Here is a 20,562-nt window from a genome sequence, read left to right as displayed (position 1 = left end):
TCAGCTCGCTGCCGCGCGCCGCTCGCGCGCGCTCAGCCAGGCGCCGGCGGCGCCGCAGACCGCGATCATGCCCATGCCGATGACCGAGAGGTGATCCGGGACATGCGAAAAGACCAGGACGCCGCCGAGGACCGCGAAGGCGATCTGCGTGTACAGGTAGGGCATCAGCGTCGCCGCCGGCGCGCGGTAGAAGGCCAGGATCAGGAGGAAGTGGCCGACCGTGGCGGTCAGCCCCATGAAGCACAGCGCCGCCCACAGGCGCAGGTCCGGCAGCGAGGTCCAGACGAAGGGCAGCGCCAGCGAAGCGAGCAAGGTGCCGGTCCACCCCGTGTAGAGGTGCATGGTCACGGGATCCTCGGTGCGGGCCAGCTGGCTGGTGAGCACCTGGAAGGCCGAATTGGAGGCGACCAGCGCCAGCGGCAGCAGGCTGCTCCAGCCGAAGTGGCTGGCGCCGGGGCGGATGATGATCAGCGTGCCGGCGAAGCCGCCCACCACCAGGAGCCAGCGCAGCGCCGAGACGTGCTCCTTCAGCACGGTGGCTGCCAGCACCGTCACCGCCAGCGGCGTGATCATCACGATCGCGGTGAATTCGCCCACCGGCATGTAGCGCAGGCTCAGGAAGGCGAGCAGGCTGCTGGCCAGCAGCAGGAAGCCGCGCACCAGTTGCCACGCCAGGCGCCGGGTGCGCCAGACGGCGCGGCCGCGCGTCGGCAGCACGATCGCCGTGGTCGCCGCGGCCTGGAAGAAATAGCGCACCCACAGCGCCATCAGCAGGGGGACGGTCGCAGTCACCCATTTGGTGGTGGTGTCCAGGGCCGCGAAGCAGGCGCAGGCGCCGACCGTCATCGCGATCCCGGCCAGGGCGTTCGGCCGCGGCAGCGCCGCCGCAACGGCGCTCACTGGATCCGGTCCGCCAGCAGGTCCCAGACCGGCGTGAGTTGCTGCGGCAGGAAGGGCAGCTGGCCGAGGTCGGTGTGGCTCTCGCCGGGGCTGTGGAAGTCGCTGCCGCGCGAGGCGGCGAGGCCGAATTCGAGCGCGGTCTCGGCGTACTTCGCGTATTCCGCCGTGGTGTGGCTGCCGGTCACGACTTCGACGGCGCCGCCGCCGTGGGCCTTGAATTCGGTGAACAGCGCGTATTCCTCGTTGGCGGTGAACTTGTAGCGGGCCGGATGGGCGATCACCGCCACGCCGCCCGCCTCGCGGATCCAGCGCACTGCATCCTTCAGGCCGGCCCAGCGGTGCGGCACGTAGCCCGGCTTGCCTTCCGTCAGGTAGCGCCGGAACACCTCGCCGGTGTCCCGGCACACGCCCGTCTCCACCAGGTAGCGGGCGAAATGGGTGCGGGAGATGAGGGCCGGGTTGCCGGCGTACTTCAGCGCGCCTTCGTAGGTGCCGGGGATGCCGGCGGCGGCCAGGCCGGCGGCGATCTCCAGCGCGCGGTTGCCGCGGCCGCCGCGCGTCTGCGCCAAGCCGCGCTGCATGCCCTCGTCGTCGGCATCGAAGCCGAGGCCGACGATGTGGACCGTCTCGTCGGCGAAGGTGACGGAGATCTCGGTGCCCGTGAGGTACTTCATGCCGTGGGCGTGGGCCGCGGCGGCCGCGCGGTGCTGGCCGCCGATCTCGTCGTGGTCGGTCAGCGCCCAGAGCTCGACGCCATTGGCCGCTGCCCGTGCCGCCAGTTCCTCCGGCGTGAGCGTGCCGTCGGAGACCACGGAGTGGCAGTGCAGGTCGGCATTGAGGATGGACACCGGCGGATTTTACGAGCCGGGCCGCTGGCCTGCCGGCGCGGGGCCATTCAGTTCAGCGCGCCGGCTTCCTTGCGGATGTCGTGCCGCGTCGCCAGGGCGCACGCGATGGCGAGTTCCAGCCCGCGCACGATCTCGTCGACCCGCATGGAGGGCTGTCCCTGCTCCGGCAGCCAGGGCACGTGGACCAGCCCACCGCGAACGCCCTGCCACTCGGGCTGGGCCAGCAGGTGCATCAATCCGTAAAAAGTGTGGTTGCAGACGAAGGTGCCCGCCGTCTGCGACACCTCGGCCCGCACCCCGGCGTCGAGCAAGGCCTGCAGCATGGCCTTGATCGGCAGGCTGGTGAAATACGCGGCCGGCCCATCGGGCACGATGGCGGTGTCGATGGGCCTGGCGCCCGCGTTGTCCGGAATGCGGGCGTCGTTGACGTTGATGGCGACGCGCTCGAGCGACACGGCGCCGCGGCCGCCGGCCTGCCCGGTGCAGACCACGAGCCGCGGCTGGTGCTCGCGCATCAGCTCCTCGAGGCGGCGGATCGAGGCGCCGAACACGGTCGGCAACTCGGCGCCGATCACGCGGTGGCCGGCGATCTGGCGGCCGTGCAATGCATGAACCGCCTGCCAACTGGGGTTCACGTCGCTCCCGCCGAAGGGATCGAAGCCGGTCACCAATACGGACAACGGACTACGTGCTGCCGCGTTTGTTGTAGGTAGCATGCATTCACTCTACAGCAGGAGAACGCGATGCGTTGGGAAGGTAACCGGCAATCATCGAACGTCGAGGACATGCGCGGGGGCGGTGGCGGCGGCGGCTTCGGCATCGGCGGCGGCACCATCGGGATCGGCACCCTCGTGATCGCCCTGGTGGGCGGCGCGCTGCTGGGCGTCAATCCGCTGACGCTCCTGAGCATGATGACGGGTGGCGGTGCGCCGCCGGCGCAGACCGGGCCCGCACCGGCGCCGCCGGCCGACGATCCGATGGCGAAGTTCGTCTCCACGGTGCTGGCCGACACCGAAGACGTGTGGACCGGTCTCTTCAAGCAGGGCGGGGCCACCTACCACGATCCCAAGCTGGTGCTGTTCCGCGGCGCCGTGCGCACCGGCTGCGGCGCCGGGCAGGCGGCGATGGGGCCGTTCTACTGCCCCGCGGACCAGAAGGTGTACATCGACCTGTCCTTCTACGAGACCTTGAAGAACCGCCTCGGCGCGCCCGGCGAGTTCGCCGAGGCTTACGTGATCGCGCACGAGGTGGGCCACCACGTGCAGGACGAACTCGGCATCACCCAGCAGGTGGAGCAGCAGCGGGCGCGCATGGGCGCCGCACAGGGCAATGCGCTGAGCGTGCGGGTGGAGCTGCAGGCCGACTGCTTCGCCGGCGTCTGGGCCAACCATTCGCAGAAGGAGCGCAACACCATCGAGGCGGGCGATATCGAGTCGGCGATGAATGCGGCGGCGAAGATCGGCGACGACGCGCTGCAGCAGTCCGCCGGCCGCGCCGTGGTGCCCGAGTCGTTCACGCACGGCACCAGCGCGCAGCGGCAGCGCTGGTTCATGACGGGCTACAAGGAAGGCAGCGTGAAGTCCTGCGATACCTTCAACACCCGCAATCTGTAGCGCCGGGCATGGAACTTGCGAAAGTGAGACAATAGCAGGTTGATGTCCGAATCTGCATTCTCCAAACTGAACCTGGCCGAGCCGCTCGCGCGCGCCGTCGCCGAGATGGGCTACGAGAGCATGACGCCGATCCAGGCGCAGGCGATTCCCGTGGTGCTGGCCGGCAAGGACGTGATGGGCGCCGCCCAGACCGGCACCGGCAAGACCGCCGCCTTCGCGCTGCCCCTGCTGCAGCGCCTCCTGAAGCACGAGAACGCCTCGACTTCCCCGGCCCGGCACCCGGTGCGCGCGCTGGTGCTCCTGCCCACGCGCGAACTGGCCGACCAGGTGGCCCAGCAGGTCAAGCTGTATGCCAAGTACACCAACGTCCGCAGTGCGGTGGTGTTCGGCGGCATGGACATGAAGCCGCAGACCGCCGAATTGAAGCGCGGCGTCGAAGTGCTGGTCGCCACGCCGGGCCGCCTGCTCGATCACATCGAAGCCAAGAACGCCGTCCTGAACCAGGTCGAGTACGTGGTGCTTGACGAGGCCGACCGCATGCTGGACATCGGCTTCCTGCCGGACCTGCAGCGCATCCTGTCGTACCTGCCCAAGCAGCGGACCACGCTGCTGTTCTCCGCCACCTTCTCGCCCGAGATCAAGCGGCTGGCCAGCAGCTACCTGCAGGACCCGGTGACGATCGAGGTCTCGCGTCCGAACAGCACGGCCACTACCGTCGAACAGCATTTCTTCAGCGTGCCCGAGGACGACAAGCGCCGCGCGCTGCGCCAGATCGTGCGCCAGCGCGCAATCTCGCAGGCCTTCGTCTTCGTCAACAGCAAGCTCGGATGTGCGCGCCTGGCGCGCTCGCTGGAGCGCGACGGGCTCAAGGCCGTCGCGATGCACGGCGACAAGAGCCAGGATGAACGCCTGAAGGCGCTCGATGCCTTCAAGCGCGGCGAGGTCGACCTGCTGGTGGCCACCGACGTCGCCGCGCGCGGCCTCGACATCAAGGACGTGCCCGCGGTCTTCAACTTCGACGTGCCCTTCAATCCCGAGGACTACATCCACCGCATCGGTCGCACCGGCCGTGCCGGCGCCTCCGGCCTGGCGGTGACGCTGGTCGGGCCCGGCGATGCCCGGCTGGTGGCCGACGTCGAGCGACTCCTCAAGCGCAAGCTGGAGATCGAGCCGCTGGAATACGAGGAAGACCGCCCGCGCGGCCGCATCAACGACGGCCGCCGTGCCTGGCGCGAGCAGGGCGACGACGAGGACCGGCGCGAGCGCTTCGAGGAGCGCCGGCGCGAGTCGCGCCAGCAGGCGGTCGACCCGTTCTTCGACAAGCCCTACCAGCCGCCGCAGCGCGAGGAAGCCCCGGCCTGGGAGGCCAGCGGCAAGCCGGCCGGCAACCGCGTGTCCGCCAACATCAAGCCGAAGCGCAAGGTGGCGGCGCTGTTCAAATCGCAATGACCGCGCGCGTTCCGCGCGCATGACCCGCTGGCGCGGATGACGCGCTTCGCTGATGACCTCGTGCTTCGCACTTCGATGACCCCGCTGCGCGGATGCGAAGGCTGGCCGCCTTCGTCTTCATCAGCGCAGCGTGTCATGCAGGCGCGCGGCGCCGAGGTCATCAGCGCAGCGCGTCATCGAGGCGCGTCGCGCCGAGGTCATTCCGTCATTCCCCCGGCGCCTGCGCCTGCTCGCAGGGCTCCTGAATGAGTTCGTGCGCGCCGGCGCTGCTGGCGTCGAGGCGCAGGGCGCTCAGGCAGCCGCCCCACACGCAGCCCGTGTCCAGCGCGATGAGGTCCGGCCGCCGCAGGTAGCCGAGCGTCGACCAGTGGCCGAAGGCGATGCACACGCCGGCGCTGCGCCGGCCCGGCACGTCGAACCAGGGCAGCATGCCGGCCGGCGCCTGGTGCAGGCCGCCCGAGGCCTTCAGGTCCATCACGCCCTCGGGCGTGCAGAAGCGCAGGCGCGTGAGCGCGTTGACGATCACGCGCAGGCGATCGGCGCCCTGCAGGCCGTCCTCCCAGTGGTCCGGCTGGTTGCCCCACATCTGCGCCAGGAAGCCGTCAAGGCCGGGTCCGCGCAGCACCGTTTCCACTTCCGCCGCGAGCGCGAGCGTCTGCGCCAGGTCCCATTGCGGAAGCACGCCGCCATGCACCATCAGCACCCCGTGCGCATGGATCGCCATCGCGCGCCGGCGCAGCCATTCCAGCAATTCCGCGCGATCCGCCGCCTGCAGGATCTCGTCCATCGTGTCGTTGCGGTGCGGCGGGCGGTGACCGCAGGCCACGGCCAGCAGGCTCAGGTCGTGGTTGCCCAGGAGGCAGCGCGCCGCATCGCCGTACGCCATGAGCCGCCGCAGCACCGCGGCCGATGCCGGCCCGCGATTCACGAGGTCACCCAGCAGGTAGACCGTGTCGCGGCTGGGCGAGAAATCGATCTTCGCCAGCAGGCGCGCGAGCGGCGCATCGCAGCCCTGGATGTCGCCGATCAGGTAATGGGCCATGCGGGCATGCGTTGCGAGCGATAAGGGGTGCTGGAACGGGCGACGCGATCGGCCCAGGCCGGCTGGAACAACTCCAGCATGCGCTGCACCGAGCGCAGTGCCAGCGGCGTGGCCAGCACCGGGCCGAGGATGATCCGCCGCACCATCTCCCTCAGGTTCGGCCCGTGGCCCGGCCCGCCGATCACGTCGGTGGTGAAGCGCAGCCGCGGCTCGATGCCGCGCGAGCCGATCGCGTAGTGCAGCTGCTGCGTGAGCACGCCCTTGATGTCCTTCTCGCGCAGGTAGACGAGGCGCCACTCGCGTTCCTCGTGGAAGCCGCGGTGCTTGGTGAAGAGCGCGAACAGCTTGATGCGGTCGAACAGCGCGGCGGCCGCGGCCTGCATGCTCTCCACCGGGCCGCCGGCGCGTTGCAGCGCCTCGGCGAAGCCCTGCAGCTTGCGTTCCATCCAGGCTTCGCTCTGCTCGTACGAGAGGTACTGCACCTGGCGCACCAGCAGCGGCGAATCGGGCGTCATGAGCGGCGAGAGGTCGAACACGATCGCGACGCCGTTGCCGTCACCGCCATAGCCGCGCCACATCGACAGCAGCCCGTCGTCGCCGATCTCGTCGTCGTGCTCCGAGCAGCTGAAGACGTAGACATCGAAGGCCGAATCGCTGTCGAAGGCGGCGTAGAGCGCATCGAAGGCATCCAGCAGCGCGTTGTAGTGCGCCGGCGGGCAGGCTTCGCGCAGGCCGCCGTGGCTGCGCACCGCGTGCATGCCGAGGTTCATGCCGTAGCGCAACTCGTCCACGTCGTTCATGTACAGCGGATTCGAGAACCAGATCTGGCCGGTCTGCGCGATGCGCTCCAGGGTCAGGATCGAGGTGTAGTGCGCCAGCAGCGGCACTTGCGCCGGGTCGGGATGGACATGCAGGTCGGCCCACAGCACGTCATCGAGGCCGGGGTAGGTGGGTTCTTGGGGCATCCGGCAGGGGACGGCGGGCGGCTCCGCCCGGTCCTTGCAGTAAAGTGCAACGCATATGATTCTGTCCTGATTCATGGATTTCCTGCTGATCGCGTTCCTGACGCTGCTCAACGGCCTGTTCGCGATGTCCGAGATGGCGCTCGCGTCGAGCCGCAGGGCGCGGCTTTCGGCCATGGCCCAGGCGGGTGACCGCGGCGCCGATGCGGCGCTGAAGCTGCTGGACCAGCCGACGCGTTTCCTCTCCACGGTGCAGGTCGGCATCACGTCGATCAGCGTGATCACGGGCATCGTGGGCGAAGCCGCGTTCAGCCAGGAACTCGCGGGCTGGCTGCGCGGGCACGGCTTTCCGCCCAAGCCCTCGGGCGTGACGGCCACGGCGTTGGTCGTGACCATCATCACCTACATCAACATCCTGTTCGGCGAGCTGGTGCCCAAGCGCATCGGCCAGCTCTATCCCGAGTCGGTGGCCCGCTTCGCCTCGCGGCCCATGCGCTGGTTGTCGAAGGCGGCATCGCCCTTCGTCAAGCTGCTGTCGGCGTCCACGCAGGCGGTGCTCAAGCTGCTGGCCATCGACACCACCCAGCGCCGCGGCATGACCGAGGAGGAGATCGCCCACAGCCTGGAGGAGGGCGTGGACGCCGGCGTGATCGAGGAGCACGAGCACCAGATGGTGCGCAACGTGTTCCACCTCGACGACCGGCCGCTCACCTCGATGATGGTGCCGCGCTCCGACATGGTCTGGCTCGACGCGGCCACCAGTGTGCGCGACGCGTTGCGGCGCGCCGGCGAAGGCGAGGCGCATTCCTGGTACCCGGTGTGCCGCGGCTCGCTCGACGACGTGATCGGGGTGATCAGCGTGTCGCGCCTGATCTCGCTGGGCCCCGCGCACGAGGGCCCGGTGGAGCCGCACGTGCTGCCGGCGCTGTTCGTGCCCGAGACGCTCAGCGGCATGGAACTGCTGGAGCAGTTCCGCATGCAGGCGGCCCGCACCGTGTTCGTGGTCGACGAATACGGCGTCGTGCAGGGCCTCATCACGCCGCACGACCTGCTGGAGGCGATCACCGGCGAGCTGCAGCCCTCGGGGGACACCGAGGCCTGGGCGACGCGGCGCGACGACGGCTCCTGGCTGCTCGATGGCCTGATGCCGGTGGCGGAACTCAAGGCGCGGCTGGACATCCGCGGCCTGCCGGAAGAAGACAAGGGCCGCTACAACACGCTGGCGGGGCTGCTGATGTCACTGTCGGGGCACCTGCCCCGGCCGGGCGAGAGGATCGATTGCGGCGACTGGGTCTTCGAGGTCGTGGACCTCGACGGGCGCCGCATCGACAAGGTACTGGCGCAGGCCGTGCCGCAGACCGCGGAAGCGGATCGCTGATTTTTCAAAGGAAGAGGAGAGATTCGATGGCGCAACAGATGTTCTACGAAAAGCCGGTGCTGCTCGATCGCGAGAAGCACCGCAAGGTGCACGTGCAGCCGAGCGGCGGCTTCGCGTTCTCGCGCAAGTCCAACTCGCTGTATATCGCGGCGGCGGAGTTCAACGAGGCCTGCAAGGAATACCCGATCGTCTTCACGCGCTCGCCGGACGGCAAGACGGTGCCGGTGGCGGTGCTCGGGCTGCGCGATCGGGAGAACCTGTTCGTCGACAACCAGGAGCGCTGGACGGCGCGCTACCTGCCGGCCTTCCTGCGCCGCTATCCCTTCGTGCTGGCGGAAATCCCCGGCAAGTCGCTGGCCGTCTGCATCGACGAGGCGTACCCGGGAATCAGCGAGACCGAGGGCCAGGCCCTGTTCGACGAGCAGGGGCAGGAGACGGCGTTCCTGAAGCAGACGCTGGAATTCCTGACGCAGTACCAGCGCGAATACGCGCGCACCGAGGCGTTCTGCAAGCGGCTGGAGGACAACGGCCTGCTCAAGGACACCAACGCCCGCGCCGACCTGCGCGACGGCCGCAGCTTCACGGTCAACGGCCTGCGGGTGGTGGACGAGCAGAAGCTGCTGGAGCTGCCCGATGCGACGGCGCTCGAGATGTTCCGCAGCGGCGAGATGCACCTGGTGACGGCGCACCTGCTGTCGCTGTCGAACATCCAGCGACTGGCCGACCGGCTGGCGGATCGCCCGGCGGCACCGGCGACGCAGGCCGCCCCGGCTGCGCCGACCTGAATGCGCGGCGTGGTCAGCCCTGCGCGAACGCAGCGGGGTCGATCACTTCCACCGAGCCCTGCGCCACCAGCTGCTGCAGCAGGGCATCTAGCTGCTGGGGCGCGAGCCGGAACCGCCCGAGCAGCCACTGCCGGTTGACCGGCTGGTTGCTCATCACCGACAAGATGCGGTAGACCTCCGCCGTGCGGCCGTTCTCCGGCAGCCGGGGCCAGGCGCGCAGGCGGAAGATCAGTTCCGGCCGGCGCGGACGTTCGGCCGCTGGTGGCAGCGGGCCTGCCCGGCGGGTGAAGATGTTGCGAACGGTGTCAAGTGCAAAACTTGCCATGGACCCAGTGTGGTCCATGGCTGAGCCGCGCGCGCTAAGAGAAACGTCCAGCGCAACAGCAGTTCTTTTCCTAAGGGTGAACCCTTGTCAATCGAGGGCTCCGACCGTGGCCAGGCCCAGAGCGGTGAGCAGGAGCGAGCCAGTGAGGTGCGTGACCGCAATGGCGATGGCCCAGCCGTGGCGGCCGTGCACGAGGTGGTTCACCACCTCGGCGGAAAAGGTGGAGAACGTGGTCAGTCCGCCCATCAGGCCGGTGACGAGGAACAGCCGCACCTGCGGCGACAGCTCCGGGTGCTGCCCCAGCCAGCCGAGGATGAGGCCGACGAGGTAGCCGCCCAGCAGGTTCGCGGCCAGCGTTCCCAGGGGCAGTGAAGGAAGGATGTGGTTCAGCTGCAGGCCGAGCACCCAGCGCAGCAAGGCGCCGAGCGAGGCGCCCGCCGAAATCGCCGCGACCGACAGCAGGAGGCTCGCGCCGTTCAAGACGCGCTGTCCGTGGGGATGCGGTAGCCGACGCCGCGCACCGTCTGGATCAGCTCGTCGCCCAGCTTCTTGCGCAGGTGGTGCACGTGGACTTCCACCGCCCCGCCGTCACCCACGCGGTTGCCGGTGCGCTCCAGGATCTCCGCCCGGCTCAGCGCCCGCGGCCGGTCTTCCAGCAGCGCCAGCAGGACCGCGAACTCCTGCTCGGTCAGCTCGATGGCCTGGCCGCCGCGCTGGACGAAGCGGCTGTTCGGATCGAGCACCACGTCCTTGTGCAGGATCTGCCCCGCCGACAGCGTGGTGCGGCGGCGCAGCAGCGCGCGCACCACGGCGGCGACTTCCTCGAGGTGCACCGGCTTGATGACGTAGCCGTCCGCACCGAGGTCCAGCGCCGTGAGGCGGGAGCGCAGTTGCGAGCGGGCGGAGATCACCAGCACCGGCGTCTTGGCGTCGGGCAGCTCGCCGGCCGCCGAGCGGCGCAACTTCTGCAGCAGGTCGGTGCCGTCGCCATCGGGCAGGCCGAGGTCGAGCAGGACGCAATCGAAGGGCGTGCTGCGCAGCACCTTCCAGGCGGAGGCTAGGTCGGCGCAGGTGTGGTGTTCCCAGCCCTGGCGCTGCACGACGGCGGCCAGCGTGGTGGACGTGGTCGGGTCGTCGTCGATGATCAGGACGCGTGTCATGAGGGCCGGGGTGTCCCCGGGATTGTGCATGACGCGCGGGGGCCGGGCTGCCCGGCGTTCTGAGCGGGCAGCCCCGGCGGACAGGCGTTCGGCTTAAGCCGTCAGGTCGGGCTTGAGCTCGGCGACCGGAATGATGCCCTGGTCGCCATCCTCGTAGACGAGGTGGGCCACGTTGCCCATCATGCGCCAGCAGGCGGTGAAGCGCTGGCCCTGGAACACGGCCGAGGCGGCCTTGTATTCGCCGGCGGCGGAGGGCTCGATGCGGCGGAGGACCAGTTCGCTGCTGCAGGCGGCCTCGGACAGGCGCACGGAGTCGTCTCCCTGGCGGGCGACGAGTTCCTGCGCGAACGAGGGTGCGGTGGCGAACGCGGCGGCGAGGGCGGCGCAGAACACGGCGGCTTTCATTTCTGTTCTCCCAGAACGTAAGCGCATCTGCAGGCGACGGGATGAAGACTGGAGGTCTGCGCTATGGGCAGCATGGTCGGCGCTGGCACTTCCGCACCCTGTAGGACCGGCGCAGCGGAAACCGTCCGCCAAGTCCGCCTGACTGCTAAGGCGCGCGGGAGGCTGGGGCAGGGTCGCCGTCCTGCCCCGCCTCTGCTGCTGCGGCTGCTGCGCCGCTTCAGGGGGCATTGACGGCGAGCGCGCCGCGACGGATCTGGTCGCGCTCCAGCGACTCGAACAGGGCCTTGAAGTTGCCCTCGCCGAAGCCTTCGTCGCCCTGGCGCTGGATGAATTCGAAGAACACCGGGCCGAGCAGGGTCTCGGAGAAGATCTGCAGCAGCAGGCGCTTGCCTCCCTCGGTCGTGCCATCGAGCAGGATGCCGCGCGCCTGCAGCTCGGGCACCGGCTGGCCGTGCCCGGGCAGGCGCTCCTGCAGCATCTCGTAGTAGATCTCGTTGGGCGCCGTCATCAGCGGGATGCCGTTCATCTGCAGCTGGTCCACCGTCTCCACCAGGTTGTCCGTCAGCAGCGCCACGTGCTGGATGCCTTCGCCGTTGAACTTCATCAGGAACTCCTCGATCTGGCCGGAGCCCCGGGAGGATTCCTCGTTCAGCGGGATGCGGATGCGGCCGTCCGGCGCCGTCATGGCCTTGGAGGCGAGGCCGGTGTATTCGCCCTGGATGTCGAAGTAGCGGATCTCGCGGAAGTTGAACAGCTTCTCGTAGAAGCCGGACCAGAAGGCCATGCGGCCGCGGTAGACGTTGTGGGTCAGGTGGTCCAGCAGCTTCAGGCCCACGCCCTTCGGATGCCGGTCGACGCCTTCGAGGAATTCGAAGTCGATGTCGTAGATCGACTTGCCGTCCTCGTAGCGGTCGATCAGGTACAGCGGCGCGCCGCCGATGCCCTTGATCGCGGGCAGGCGCAGCTCCATCGGCCCGGTGGGGATCTCGATCGGCTGGGCGCCTAGTTCGAGCGCGCGGTGGTACGCCTTGTGCGCGTCGCGCACGCGGAAGGCCAGGCCGCAGGCCGAAGGCCCGTGTTCGGCGGCGAAGTAGTACGCCAGGCTGCGGGGTTCGCGGTTGACGATGAAATTGATCTCGCCCTGGCGGTACAGCAGCACGTCCTTGGACCGGTGCTTCGCGACCAGGGTGAATCCCATCTTCTCGAACAGCGTCTCGAGCTGGTTGGGGACGGGGGAGGCGAACTCGACGAACTCGAAGCCCATCAGCCCCATGGGGTTCTCGAACAGATCAGCCATTGGCAAGACTCCTGCATGAAACGGGGAAGACGTCGTCCCCGCGCAGGCAGGGACCCAGGGAACGCGCGCAGCGCGTCAGGCGATGGCCTGGATTCCCGCCTGCGCGGGAATGACGAAGGCAGGAGGCGCACCCGGCACCCCGCGCACGCTGCGCGCGAGGTGGTCTCCGAAGAAGAGGGCGAAACCGGGCATCTTGGGGGCATTGTGCCGCAGCCGGGGCCGCCCCGCTGACGTGCGTCAATGCCCGCGCGGCCGGGCCGCCGTATCGTCGGGCGGACATGTCTTCCCCCCGCTTTTCCATCCCCAGCACGCACCGGCTCCAGGACGACGTGCAGGGGCTGCTCACCGGCACGCTGTTCGTCGCCCTCGGCATCTTCCTGATGAAGAGCGCGGGCCTGGTGCCGGGCGGCATCGTCGGCCTCGCGCTGCTGCTGCACTACGGCACCGGGTTCGACCTCGGGGCCATCCTGTTCGTCGTGAACCTGCCGTTCTACGTGCTCGCGTGGACGCGCATGGGGCGCGTCTTCACCTTGCGCACGGCCATCGCCGTCACGCTGCTGTCGCTGCTCTCGTGGTGGCTGCCTCACGCCGTGATGCTGCAGCAGATCGACGGTGCCCTGGCGGCGGTGCTGGGCGGCCTGCTGTGCGGCGCCGGCATGCTGATCATCTTCCGCCACGGCGCCAGCCTGGGCGGGCTGAACGTGCTGGTGCTGCGACTGCAGGAGCGCTTCGGCTGGCCGGCCGGCAAGACCCAGATGGCCATCGACGCGCTGGTCGTGCTGGGCGGCGGCTGGAGCGTCGGCGATCCGCGGCGGCTCGCCTTGTCCATCCTGGCCGTGGTCGCGCTCAACCTGGCGCTGGTCTACAACCACCGGCCCGGCCGCTACCAACCCGTCTGAACGGTTTTACACGCCGCTTGCATGGCAGAGGCGCCGTCCTACGGGCCGGCGGCACGGCCGGCCGCAAGCTCCGACTGCCTCGTGTGAGGCACATCGTTCGGAGTCGACATGCACAAGAGAGATTTCCTGGGTGGCCTGGTCACCCTGTCCCTCGGCGCCTGGGCCCTGCCGTCCCAGGCGCAGGTCATCGTCCGCATCGCGCCGCCGGCGCCGCGCGAGGAGCGGATCCCGCCGCCGCGCCGCGGCTTCGTCTGGGCGGAGGGCTCCTGGGACTGGAACGGCCGGCGCTACGTCTGGCGGCCGGGCCACTGGGTGCGCGCGCGCCGAGGCTACCGCTACCGCGCCGACCGCTGGGTGGAACGCAACGGCGGCTGGGTGCGCGAGCGCGGCGGCTGGGCCCGCGGCGACCGCGATGGCGACGGCGTGCCGAACCGCCTGGACGCGCGCCCGAACAATCCGAACCGCAACTGAGCGGGTTCGCGCAGGGGAAGGGTTAGCATTCCCCTCCGATGCGAATCCTGGTGGTGGAAGACGACAAGGTACTGGCCGACGCGCTCTCGCGCGCGCTGGTGCAGTCGGCCCATGCGGTCGACATCGTCTCCACCGGCGAGGACGCCGACAGCGCGCTGGCGCTCGCCATCTACGACCTCGCGATCCTCGACATCGGCCTGCCGGGCCTCAGCGGCCTGGAGGTGCTCAAGCGCCTGCGCTCGCGCAAGTCCACCATGCCGGTGCTGATGCTCACCGCCTTCGACACCATGGAGGACCAGGTGCGCGGCCTGGACCTCGGCGCCGACGACTACCTCTCTAAACCGTTCGACCTGCCGGTCCTCGAGGCGCGCGTGCGGGCGCTGCTGCGCCGCGGCACGCAATCCACGCCCTACCTGGACCACGGGCTGCTGCGCTTCGACACGGTGGGCCGCCGCGTCTTCCACGACAAGAAGCCGCTGGACCTCTCGCCGCGCGAGCTCGCCGTGCTGGAGCTGCTGCTGATGCGCGAGGGCCGCGTCGTGAGCAAGGAGCAGATGGTCAACCACCTCTATGGCTGGGGCGACGAGGTGGGCGCCAACGCGATCGAGGTCTACGTGTACCGCCTGCGCAAGAAGCTCGAGCCCCTGGGCTGCGAGATCCGCACCGTGCGCGGCATGGGCTACCTGATGGAACGCGACGATGGCGAAAACTGAGCCTCGCCTGCAGCGCAAGCTGCTCGCCTGGCTGCTCGGGCCGCTGCTGATCCTGCTGCTGCTCGACGCCATGGCGGCGTACTGGAGCTCGCAGCGCCTGGCCAACCTGGCCTACGACCGCGCGCTGCACGAGATCGCGCGCGAGATCGTGCTGCACGTGCGCAACGAGGGCGGCCGGCTGCGGCTGGAGCTGTCCGAAACCGCGGGCAGCATCCTCCTCACCGACGCCCAGGACCGGCTGTACTACCGCGCCGACGCCGGCGACGGCACGGTGCTGGGGGGCGATACCGCGCTGCCCCTGGGGCGGCGCGTGGCGCCCGGCGGCGAGCCGCTGTTCTCGCAGGAGACGGTGCACGGGCAGGCGGTGCGCATGATCGTCACGCGCATGCGGGTGGGCGAGTCGCCCGGCGCGCCCATGGTGCAGGTGCAGGTGGCCGAGACGCTGAACAAGCGCAACCGGCTGGCGCTGGAGATGGTGGCCAACGTGGTGCTGCCGCAGCTGCTGCTGATCGTGATGGCGACGGCGCTGGTGTGGTTCGGCGTCTCGCGGGGCCTCGAGCCGCTCAAGCGCCTGCGGCGCGCCGTCTCCAACCGCTCGCACCTGGACCTGAGCCGGATCGACACCCACGACGTCCCGGGCGAAGTGCGGCCCCTGGTCGACGAGGTCAACGATCTCATGGCCCGCCTGGGCAAGACCTTCGACTTCCAGAACCGCTTCGTGGCCGACGCGGCCCACCAGCTCAAGACGCCGGTCAGCGGCCTGAAGGCGCAGATCGAGCTGGCGCTGCGCGAGAACGACCCGGAGCGCGTGCGGCATTCGCTGGCGCAGCTCTATATCAGCGCCGACCGGCTGTCGCGGCTGGTGCGCCAGCTGCTCTCGCTGGCCCGCAACGAGCCCGGTGCGCTGGAGACGGTGCAGTTGCAGCCGCTGGACCTGAACGCGTTCGCGCTGGAAGTCAGCATGGAGTGGGTGCCCAGCGCCATCAAGCGCAACATCGACCTCGGCTTCGAAGGCGTCGACGAGCCGCTGATGATCGACGCCGATCGCGACCGGCTGCGCGAACTGGTCAACAATCTGATCGACAACGCCATCCGCTACAGCCAGCAGGGCGGCCGCGTGACGGTGCGCGCCGGCCACGCCGGCGACGGCCAGTGCAAGCTGGCCATCAGCGACGACGGCCCCAGCATCCCGGTGGCCGAACGGGCGCGCATCTTCGAGCGTTTCCACCGCCTGTTGGGCACGCAGGAGGACGGCAGCGGCCTCGGCCTGGCCATCGTGAGCGAGATCGCGACGCTGCACGGCGCGCGCATCACGCTGGAGGAGGATGTGGACGGCGTGGGCAACACCTTCAGCGTGCTGTTCCAGCCCAGCGCCGGCACACCCCGGGACAACCCTGAGCTGACCGAGGCGCTGTAAGCGCGCTGAAAGCTGGGCGACAAGATGCTGACAGCGGCCCTGCAAGTGGCTGTCAGCGGCGCCCCGTACTCTCGCTGGATCGGATCCGACACGGGTCCGGCACTATTTCCAGGAGACAACATGGCCTTCCTCACCAGCCCGGATTTCTGGGTTGCCCTCATGCAGATCATCCTGATCAACATCGTGCTGTCCGGTGACAACGCGGTGGTGATCGCGCTCGCGTGCCGCTCGCTGCCGCCCAAGCAGCAGAAGAACGCGATCATCTTCGGCAGCGTCGGCGCGATCGTGCTGCGGGTGATCCTGACCTTCTTCGCCGTCTACCTGCTGACGCTGCCCTACCTGAAGCTGGTCGGCGCGGCACTGCTGCTGTGGATCGGCATCGGCCTGCTCAAGGGCGACGACGGGGAAGAGGACATCGAGAGCAACGCCGGCCTGATGGCGGCGATCAAGACCATCATCATCGCCGACCTGGTGATGAGCCTGGACAACGTGATCGGCGTGGCCGCCGCCGCCAAGGGCAACGTGCCGCTGCTGGTGATCGGCCTCGTGATCAGCATCCCGCTGATCATCTTCGGCAGCACGATCATCCTGAAGCTGATGAACCGCTTCCCGATCATCATCACCGTCGGGGCGGCGCTCCTGGGCTGGGTGGCCGGCGAAATGGCCATCGGCGATCCGGCCGTCAAGGGTTACATCGACGCCACCATGCCCTTCCTGCACACCATCGCCCCGGCGCTCGGTGCGGTGATCGTCGTGGCGGTCGGCAAGTACCTCGCCAGCCGCGCCGAGGGCGAGCACGAAGAGCGCGCCGCCGACCAGCCGGCTGCCTGAGGCCGCATGCGCCAGCTGCTGGTTGCCGTCGATCCCCACAGCCCGATGCGCACGCGTTCGGCGGTGGCGGAGGCGGTGCGGATCTACCGCGAGGAGTTCGTGGGCATCCGCCTGGTGCGGGTGCAGCCCCAGCTCTCCGGCCATGTGGCGATGTTCTTCGGCACCCGCGAGCTGCAGCAGCTGCAGCAGGACGCGGGTGACGAGGAACTGGCCTACGCGCGCTCGCTGCTCGACGCCGAGCACATCCCCTACATCGCCACGGTGCTGGTGGGTCGCACGGCGGAAACGATCGCGCAGGCGGCACGCGAGTTCGGCTGCGACCGCATCCTGTTCGGCACCGAGGAACCGGGGCTGGCCGGCAAGATGTTCGGCTCGCTGGCGCAGCAGGTGCGCCACCTGCTCGGCTCCGGCAAGCAGTACCAGGTGATCGGGTCCTGAACCCTGGATCCCCGCCGAAGCACAAGGCGTCATTCCCGCGCAGGCGGGAATCCAGGGATGAAGCGCGGCGCCTGATTGCGGCAAGATGGTGCTCCCCGTGACCCCGGAGGAGACCATGGACACCGCCATCCGCCGCCAGACCCTGGCCGACCTGCTGCGTCGCAGCGCCAAGCGCTTTCCCCAGCAGGCCGCGATCGTCTGCGGCGAGACGCGCTGGAGCTTCCGCGAGTTCGACGCGGTGACCGACCGGCTCGCCGCCGGCCTGGCCCGCATGGGCGTGGCCAAGGGCGCGCGCGTCGCGGTGCTGGCCCGCAACTCGCATGGCTTCGCGGCGCTGCGCTTCGCGCTGGCCCGCCTGGGCGCCGTGCTGGTGCCGATCAACTTCATGCTCAAGGCCGAAGAGGCGGCGTACATCCTGCGGCATGCCGGCGCCGTGGTGCTGGCGACCGACTCCGGGCTGGCGGAGCTCGCGCGCAGCGCCGCCGCGCTCGGCACCCAGGTGCGGCAGTTCGTCTGGCTGCCGTCCGAGGAGGCCACGCAGCCCGCCGCCGGCATGGTCCGCTTCGACGAGCTGATTGCAGGGCACGAGGCCCCGCCGGAGGTGGACCTGCACGGCGGCGAGCTGGCGCAGATCGTCTACACCAGCGGCACCGAGTCCAGCCCGAAAGGCGCGATGCTGACGCACGACGCCGTCATCTGGCAGTACGCGAGCTGCGCGGTCGACGCGAGCATCGCCGCCACCGACGTCACCTTGCACGCGCTGCCGCTGTACCACTGCGCGCAGCTCGACGTGTTCCTCGGCCCGAAGATCTACGTCGGCGGCACCAGCGTCATCACCGCGAAGCCGACGCCCGACAACCTGCTGCCGCTGATCGCGAAGCACCGCATCACCTCGTTCTTCGCGCCGCCCACGGTGTGGATCGCGCTGCTGCGTTCGCCGCTGTTCGACAGCACCGACCTCTCCTCGCTGCGCAAGGGCTACTACGGCGCCTCGATCATGCCGGTGGAGGTGCTGCGCGAGCTCGCGCGCCGCCTGCCGGACGTGCGCTTCTGGAACCTCTACGGCCAGACGGAGATCGCGCCGCTCGCGACCATGCTGGGCCCCGAGGACCAGTTGCGCAAGCCGGGCTCCTGCGGCCGCGCGGTGCTGAACGTGGAGACGCGCGTGGTCGACGACGCGCTGCGCGACGTGCAGCCCGGTGCAGTGGGCGAGATCGTGCACCGTTCGCCCCATCTCATGCTCGGCTACTTCCACGACGACGAGCGCACCCGCGCCGCCTTCGAGGGCGGCTGGTTCCATTCCGGCGACCTCGCCACCATCGACGACGAGGGCTACATCACCGTCGTCGACCGCAAGAAGGACATGATCAAGAGCGGCGGCGAGAACGTCGCCAGCCGGGAGGTGGAGGAGATGGTCTACCGGCTGCCGGGCGTCTCCGAAGTGGCGGTGGTCGGCGTGCCGCATCCGCGCTGGGTCGAGGCGGTGCTGGCGATCGTCGTCCCCAAGGCCGGCCACGCGCTGACCGAGGCCGAGGTGCTGGCGCACTGCCAGCAGCACCTGGCGGGCTTCAAGGCGCCCAAGGCGGTGGTGTTCTGCGAGGCGCTGCCCAAGAACCCGAGCGGCAAGCTGCTCAAGCGCGAACTGCGGCGGCAGCACGAAGCGCATTTCACCGGAGCTTGAGCGATGGCCGACGACATCCTGGGCCTCGACGCGAGCACGCTGTCGCGGCGCATCGCCGCGCGCGAGCTCTCGTGCCGCGCGCTGATGCAGGCGAGCCTGGCGCGCATCGCGCAGCTCAATCCGCGCCACAACGCGATCGTGTCGCTGCGGCCGGAACACGAACTGCTCGCCGAAGCCGACGCCCGCGATGCGGCCCTCGCGCGGGGCGAGCGGGCCGGCTGGATGCACGGCTTTCCCGTGGCGATCAAGGACCTCGCCGACGTCCAGGGCCTGCCCACCACGCTGGGCTCGCCGGCGGTGGGCCGCCGCATGCCGGCGGCCGATGCGCTGTTCGTGCAGCGCATGCGCCAGGCGGGCGCGATCGTGATCGGCAAGACCAACACGCCGGAATTCGGCCTCGGCTCGCACACCTACAACCCGGTGTTCGGCATCACGCGCAACGCCTGGGATGCCGGCAAGTCCGCCGGCGGCAGCAGCGGCGGCGCCGCCGTGGCCATCGCGCTGGGCATGCTGCCGGTCGCCGACGGCAGCGACATGGGCGGCTCGCTGCGCAATCCGGCCGCGTTCAACCACATCCTCGGTTTTCGCCCTTCGCGCGGCCGGGTTCCCGCCGTCCCGGCCGAGGACGTGTTCTTCCAGCAGCTCGGAACCGAAGGCCCGATGGGCCGCACCACGGAGGATGTGGCGCGGCTGCTGTGCACGATGGCCGGCTGGGACGCGCGCGCACCACTGTCGCTGGCCGATCCGCTGCCGCTGCCCGACGCCGACGACCCGATCGCCTGCGCGCCCGGCAAGCGCATCGGCTGGCTGGGCAGCATCTGGCCCGACCTGCCGCTGGAGCCCGGCATCCGCGAGCTGTGCGAGCAGGCGCTGCGCAAGCTGCAGTCCGCCGGCTGCACCGTCGAGCCCTGCACGCTGGACATTCCGCGTGAGACCAACTGGACGGCCTGGCTGCGGCTGCGCCAGATGCTGGTTGGCGGCAAGCTGGGCGCCCTGTACGCGCAGCCGCAACTGCGCGAACGGATGAAGCCCGAAGCCCGCTGGGAAGTGGAGCAGAGCTTCCAGCTCACGGCGGCGCAGCTGTACCAGGCCACCGTGCAGCGGACCGCCGTCTACCAGGCCTTCCGCCGCCTGTTCGAGCGCTACGACTACCTGGCGGCGCCCAGCGCGCAGGTGTTCCCCTTCGACGCCGAACTCCACTGGCCGCAGTCGGTGGCGGGCGTCGCGATGGACACCTACCACCGGTGGATGGAGATCGTCACGCCCTTCACGCTGGCTTCCCTGCCGGTCGCGAGCGTGCCGGTCGGCTTCAACGCCGCGGGCCTGCCGATGGGCCTGCAGCTGGCCGGCCCCGCGCGCGCGGACCTGCAGGTGCTGGCGCTGGCGCGCGCCTTCGAGGCGATCGCTCCATGGACGACGCAGCGGCCGCCAGCGCTGGCCACCCTGGCCTGAGCGCGGAGCCGCGCTTCGCTGCCGACGCGATGCTGGGGCGGCTGGCCCGCTGGCTGCGCGTCCTGGGCTGGGACACCTTCTACGACATCGCGGTCGCCGATCCGGTGCTGGTGCGGCTGTCGGGGGAGGAGGACCGCGTGCTGCTCACGCGCGACCGCCACCTGCTGCGCGAGCTGCGGCCGGCCCGCGCGCTCGAAGTGCGGCAGGACGACCCGCTGGTGCAGCTGCGCGACGTGGTGCAGGAACTGCGGCTGCCGGCACCGCCTGCCTTGTTCACGCGCTGCCTGCTGTGCAACGCGCCGCTGCGGGTGCTGGAGCCGGCGCAGGCGCAGCCGCTGCTGCCGCCCGGCGTGCGCGACGTGCCCGGGCCGGTGCGCCGCTGCCCGGCCTGCGGCCGCCTCTACTGGAACGGCTCGCACGTGCGCCGCATGCGCAGCGCGATCGAGCGGGTGCTGCCCGGGTGGATCGCGCGCGACGCGGACCCGACGGAATAGCG

The 20,562-nt window shown here is 69.9% G+C and carries 23 protein-coding genes; 13 read left to right on the top strand and 10 right to left on the bottom strand.

Annotated features, from left to right (window positions below; all coding sequences use genetic code 11):
* From JI746_RS13925 to pcp, 3 genes are read right to left on the bottom strand one after another with little or no spacing between them, the layout of a single operon-like run.
* Positions 1-927 (bottom strand): DMT family transporter, encoded by a 927-nt coding sequence (locus JI746_RS13925; RefSeq protein ID WP_408004102.1) that lies wholly within the window; start codon positions 925-927, stop codon positions 1-3.
* Positions 897-1,748, bottom strand: coding sequence for a 3',5'-nucleoside bisphosphate phosphatase (locus JI746_RS13920; protein ID WP_201690247.1), 852 nt, complete (start codon positions 1,746-1,748; stop codon positions 897-899). The genes JI746_RS13925 and JI746_RS13920 overlap by 31 nt, the downstream gene beginning before the upstream one ends.
* Positions 1,749-1,795: 47 nt before the next feature.
* Positions 1,796-2,464 (bottom strand): pyroglutamyl-peptidase I, encoded by a 669-nt coding sequence (gene pcp / locus JI746_RS13915; RefSeq protein WP_201690245.1) that lies wholly within the window; start codon positions 2,462-2,464, stop codon positions 1,796-1,798.
* A 27-nt stretch (positions 2,465-2,491) separates the two neighbouring features.
* Here pcp and ypfJ point away from each other — a divergent pair, with 27 nt between their 5' ends.
* Both ypfJ and JI746_RS13905 read left to right on the top strand, forming a co-directional pair.
* Entirely contained in the window at positions 2,492-3,361 is an 870-nt protein-coding gene (ypfJ, locus tag JI746_RS13910) for a KPN_02809 family neutral zinc metallopeptidase (RefSeq protein ID WP_201690243.1), read from the top strand.
* 42 nt (positions 3,362-3,403) lie between these two features.
* On the top strand, positions 3,404-4,810 hold the full coding sequence (locus JI746_RS13905) for a DEAD/DEAH box helicase (protein ID WP_201690242.1): 1,407 nt from the start codon (positions 3,404-3,406) through the stop codon (positions 4,808-4,810).
* A 205-nt stretch (positions 4,811-5,015) separates the two neighbouring features.
* Here JI746_RS13905 and JI746_RS13900 read toward each other — a convergent pair whose 3' ends face one another.
* Entirely contained in the window at positions 5,016-5,852 is an 837-nt protein-coding gene (locus JI746_RS13900) for a symmetrical bis(5'-nucleosyl)-tetraphosphatase (RefSeq protein ID WP_201690240.1), read from the bottom strand.
* Positions 5,837-6,817, bottom strand: a complete 981-nt coding sequence (locus tag JI746_RS13895) for a DUF2971 domain-containing protein (RefSeq protein ID WP_201690238.1) — start codon at positions 6,815-6,817, stop codon at positions 5,837-5,839. The genes JI746_RS13900 and JI746_RS13895 overlap by 16 nt, the downstream gene beginning before the upstream one ends.
* 73 nt (positions 6,818-6,890) lie before the next feature.
* On the opposite strand from JI746_RS13895, the gene JI746_RS13890 reads away from it, so the two are divergent.
* Together JI746_RS13890 and JI746_RS13885 are read left to right on the top strand one after the other, a co-directional pair.
* Positions 6,891-8,192 carry a hemolysin family protein gene (locus tag JI746_RS13890; RefSeq protein ID WP_201690237.1) on the top strand — a complete coding sequence of 434 codons (1,302 nt, stop codon included), beginning with the start codon at positions 6,891-6,893 and terminating at the stop codon, positions 8,190-8,192.
* Positions 8,193-8,218: 26 nt separating this feature from the next.
* Positions 8,219-8,977, top strand: coding sequence for a SapC family protein (locus tag JI746_RS13885; RefSeq protein WP_201690236.1), 759 nt, complete (start codon positions 8,219-8,221; stop codon positions 8,975-8,977).
* A 13-nt stretch (positions 8,978-8,990) separates the two neighbouring features.
* Here JI746_RS13885 and JI746_RS13880 read toward each other — a convergent pair whose 3' ends face one another.
* From JI746_RS13880 to hppD, 5 genes are all read right to left on the bottom strand, one after another.
* Positions 8,991-9,302, bottom strand: coding sequence for a hypothetical protein (locus JI746_RS13880; RefSeq protein WP_201690235.1), 312 nt, complete (start codon positions 9,300-9,302; stop codon positions 8,991-8,993).
* An 87-nt stretch (positions 9,303-9,389) separates the two neighbouring features.
* Entirely contained in the window at positions 9,390-9,782 is a 393-nt protein-coding gene (gene crcB / locus JI746_RS13875; RefSeq protein WP_201690234.1) for a fluoride efflux transporter CrcB, read from the bottom strand.
* On the bottom strand, positions 9,779-10,462 hold the full coding sequence (locus tag JI746_RS13870) for a response regulator transcription factor (protein WP_201690233.1): 684 nt from the start codon (positions 10,460-10,462) through the stop codon (positions 9,779-9,781). The genes crcB and JI746_RS13870 overlap by 4 nt, the downstream gene beginning before the upstream one ends.
* 93 nt (positions 10,463-10,555) lie before the next feature.
* Positions 10,556-10,867: a hypothetical protein gene (locus JI746_RS13865; protein WP_201690232.1), complete on the bottom strand. Its 312-nt coding sequence runs from the start codon at positions 10,865-10,867 to the stop codon at positions 10,556-10,558.
* Between the two features lie 217 nt (positions 10,868-11,084).
* Positions 11,085-12,164: a 4-hydroxyphenylpyruvate dioxygenase gene (hppD, locus tag JI746_RS13860; RefSeq protein WP_201690231.1), complete on the bottom strand. Its 1,080-nt coding sequence runs from the start codon at positions 12,162-12,164 to the stop codon at positions 11,085-11,087.
* A 278-nt stretch (positions 12,165-12,442) separates the two neighbouring features.
* On the opposite strand from hppD, the gene JI746_RS13855 reads away from it, so the two are divergent.
* The 9 genes from JI746_RS13855 (at position 12,443) to JI746_RS13815 (ending at position 20,560) form a co-directional block, all read left to right on the top strand.
* A complete protein-coding gene (locus JI746_RS13855) occupies positions 12,443-13,063 on the top strand; it encodes a YitT family protein (protein WP_201690229.1) in 621 nt (206 codons plus the stop codon).
* Between the two features lie 108 nt (positions 13,064-13,171).
* Positions 13,172-13,534: a YXWGXW repeat-containing protein gene (locus JI746_RS13850; RefSeq protein ID WP_201690227.1), complete on the top strand. Its 363-nt coding sequence runs from the start codon at positions 13,172-13,174 to the stop codon at positions 13,532-13,534.
* 38 nt (positions 13,535-13,572) lie between these two features.
* Positions 13,573-14,247, top strand: coding sequence for a response regulator transcription factor (locus JI746_RS13845; RefSeq protein WP_201690225.1), 675 nt, complete (start codon positions 13,573-13,575; stop codon positions 14,245-14,247).
* Positions 14,234-15,664, top strand: coding sequence for a sensor histidine kinase (locus JI746_RS13840; RefSeq protein WP_201690223.1), 1,431 nt, complete (start codon positions 14,234-14,236; stop codon positions 15,662-15,664). Before JI746_RS13845 ends, JI746_RS13840 begins: the two co-directional genes overlap by 14 nt.
* 120 nt (positions 15,665-15,784) lie before the next feature.
* A complete protein-coding gene (locus tag JI746_RS13835) occupies positions 15,785-16,495 on the top strand; it encodes a TerC family protein (protein WP_201690221.1) in 711 nt (236 codons plus the stop codon).
* Between the two features lie 6 nt (positions 16,496-16,501).
* Positions 16,502-16,933, top strand: coding sequence for a universal stress protein (locus JI746_RS13830; protein WP_201690219.1), 432 nt, complete (start codon positions 16,502-16,504; stop codon positions 16,931-16,933).
* A 115-nt stretch (positions 16,934-17,048) separates the two neighbouring features.
* Positions 17,049-18,614: an acyl-CoA synthetase gene (locus tag JI746_RS13825; RefSeq protein WP_201690217.1), complete on the top strand. Its 1,566-nt coding sequence runs from the start codon at positions 17,049-17,051 to the stop codon at positions 18,612-18,614.
* 3 nt (positions 18,615-18,617) lie between these two features.
* Positions 18,618-20,066: an amidase gene (locus JI746_RS13820; RefSeq protein ID WP_201690216.1), complete on the top strand. Its 1,449-nt coding sequence runs from the start codon at positions 18,618-18,620 to the stop codon at positions 20,064-20,066.
* Positions 20,024-20,560, top strand: coding sequence for a Mut7-C RNAse domain-containing protein (locus tag JI746_RS13815; protein ID WP_201690215.1), 537 nt, complete (start codon positions 20,024-20,026; stop codon positions 20,558-20,560). The genes JI746_RS13820 and JI746_RS13815 overlap by 43 nt, the downstream gene beginning before the upstream one ends.
* The last annotated feature ends 2 nt before the right edge of the window (positions 20,561-20,562 follow it).

Origin of the sequence: Ramlibacter alkalitolerans, assembly GCF_016722765.1 — a bacterium.
GTDB classification, from domain to species: Bacteria; Pseudomonadota; Gammaproteobacteria; order Burkholderiales; family Burkholderiaceae_C; genus Ramlibacter; species Ramlibacter alkalitolerans.
This window is presented reverse-complemented; position numbering and strand designations above follow the sequence as displayed.

Excerpts from the sequence above, each read along its gene's own strand:
- JI746_RS13835 (WP_201690221.1), top strand. The coding sequence starts at position 15,785 with ATGGCCTTCCTCACCAGCCCGGATTTCTGGGTTGCCCTCATGCAGATC.
- JI746_RS13815 (WP_201690215.1), top strand. The coding sequence starts at position 20,024 with ATGGACGACGCAGCGGCCGCCAGCGCTGGCCACCCTGGCCTGAGCGCG.
- JI746_RS13830 (WP_201690219.1), top strand. The coding sequence starts at position 16,502 with ATGCGCCAGCTGCTGGTTGCCGTCGATCCCCACAGCCCGATGCGCACG.
- JI746_RS13895 (WP_201690238.1), bottom strand. The coding sequence starts at position 6,817 with ATGCCCCAAGAACCCACCTACCCCGGCCTCGATGACGTGCTGTGGGCC.
- JI746_RS13865 (WP_201690232.1), bottom strand. The coding sequence starts at position 10,867 with ATGAAAGCCGCCGTGTTCTGCGCCGCCCTCGCCGCCGCGTTCGCCACC.
- JI746_RS13905 (WP_201690242.1), top strand. The coding sequence starts at position 3,404 with ATGTCCGAATCTGCATTCTCCAAACTGAACCTGGCCGAGCCGCTCGCG.
- pcp (WP_201690245.1), bottom strand. The coding sequence starts at position 2,464 with ATGCTACCTACAACAAACGCGGCAGCACGTAGTCCGTTGTCCGTATTG.
- JI746_RS13900 (WP_201690240.1), bottom strand. The coding sequence starts at position 5,852 with ATGGCCCATTACCTGATCGGCGACATCCAGGGCTGCGATGCGCCGCTC.
- JI746_RS13890 (WP_201690237.1), top strand. The coding sequence starts at position 6,891 with ATGGATTTCCTGCTGATCGCGTTCCTGACGCTGCTCAACGGCCTGTTC.
- JI746_RS13870 (WP_201690233.1), bottom strand. The coding sequence starts at position 10,462 with ATGACACGCGTCCTGATCATCGACGACGACCCGACCACGTCCACCACG.
- JI746_RS13825 (WP_201690217.1), top strand. The coding sequence starts at position 17,049 with ATGGACACCGCCATCCGCCGCCAGACCCTGGCCGACCTGCTGCGTCGC.
- JI746_RS13840 (WP_201690223.1), top strand. The coding sequence starts at position 14,234 with ATGGCGAAAACTGAGCCTCGCCTGCAGCGCAAGCTGCTCGCCTGGCTG.
- ypfJ (WP_201690243.1), top strand. The coding sequence starts at position 2,492 with ATGCGTTGGGAAGGTAACCGGCAATCATCGAACGTCGAGGACATGCGC.
- JI746_RS13880 (WP_201690235.1), bottom strand. The coding sequence starts at position 9,302 with ATGGCAAGTTTTGCACTTGACACCGTTCGCAACATCTTCACCCGCCGG.
- JI746_RS13845 (WP_201690225.1), top strand. The coding sequence starts at position 13,573 with ATGCGAATCCTGGTGGTGGAAGACGACAAGGTACTGGCCGACGCGCTC.
- hppD (WP_201690231.1), bottom strand. The coding sequence starts at position 12,164 with ATGGCTGATCTGTTCGAGAACCCCATGGGGCTGATGGGCTTCGAGTTC.
- JI746_RS13850 (WP_201690227.1), top strand. The coding sequence starts at position 13,172 with ATGCACAAGAGAGATTTCCTGGGTGGCCTGGTCACCCTGTCCCTCGGC.
- JI746_RS13885 (WP_201690236.1), top strand. The coding sequence starts at position 8,219 with ATGGCGCAACAGATGTTCTACGAAAAGCCGGTGCTGCTCGATCGCGAG.
- JI746_RS13820 (WP_201690216.1), top strand. The coding sequence starts at position 18,618 with ATGGCCGACGACATCCTGGGCCTCGACGCGAGCACGCTGTCGCGGCGC.
- JI746_RS13855 (WP_201690229.1), top strand. The coding sequence starts at position 12,443 with ATGTCTTCCCCCCGCTTTTCCATCCCCAGCACGCACCGGCTCCAGGAC.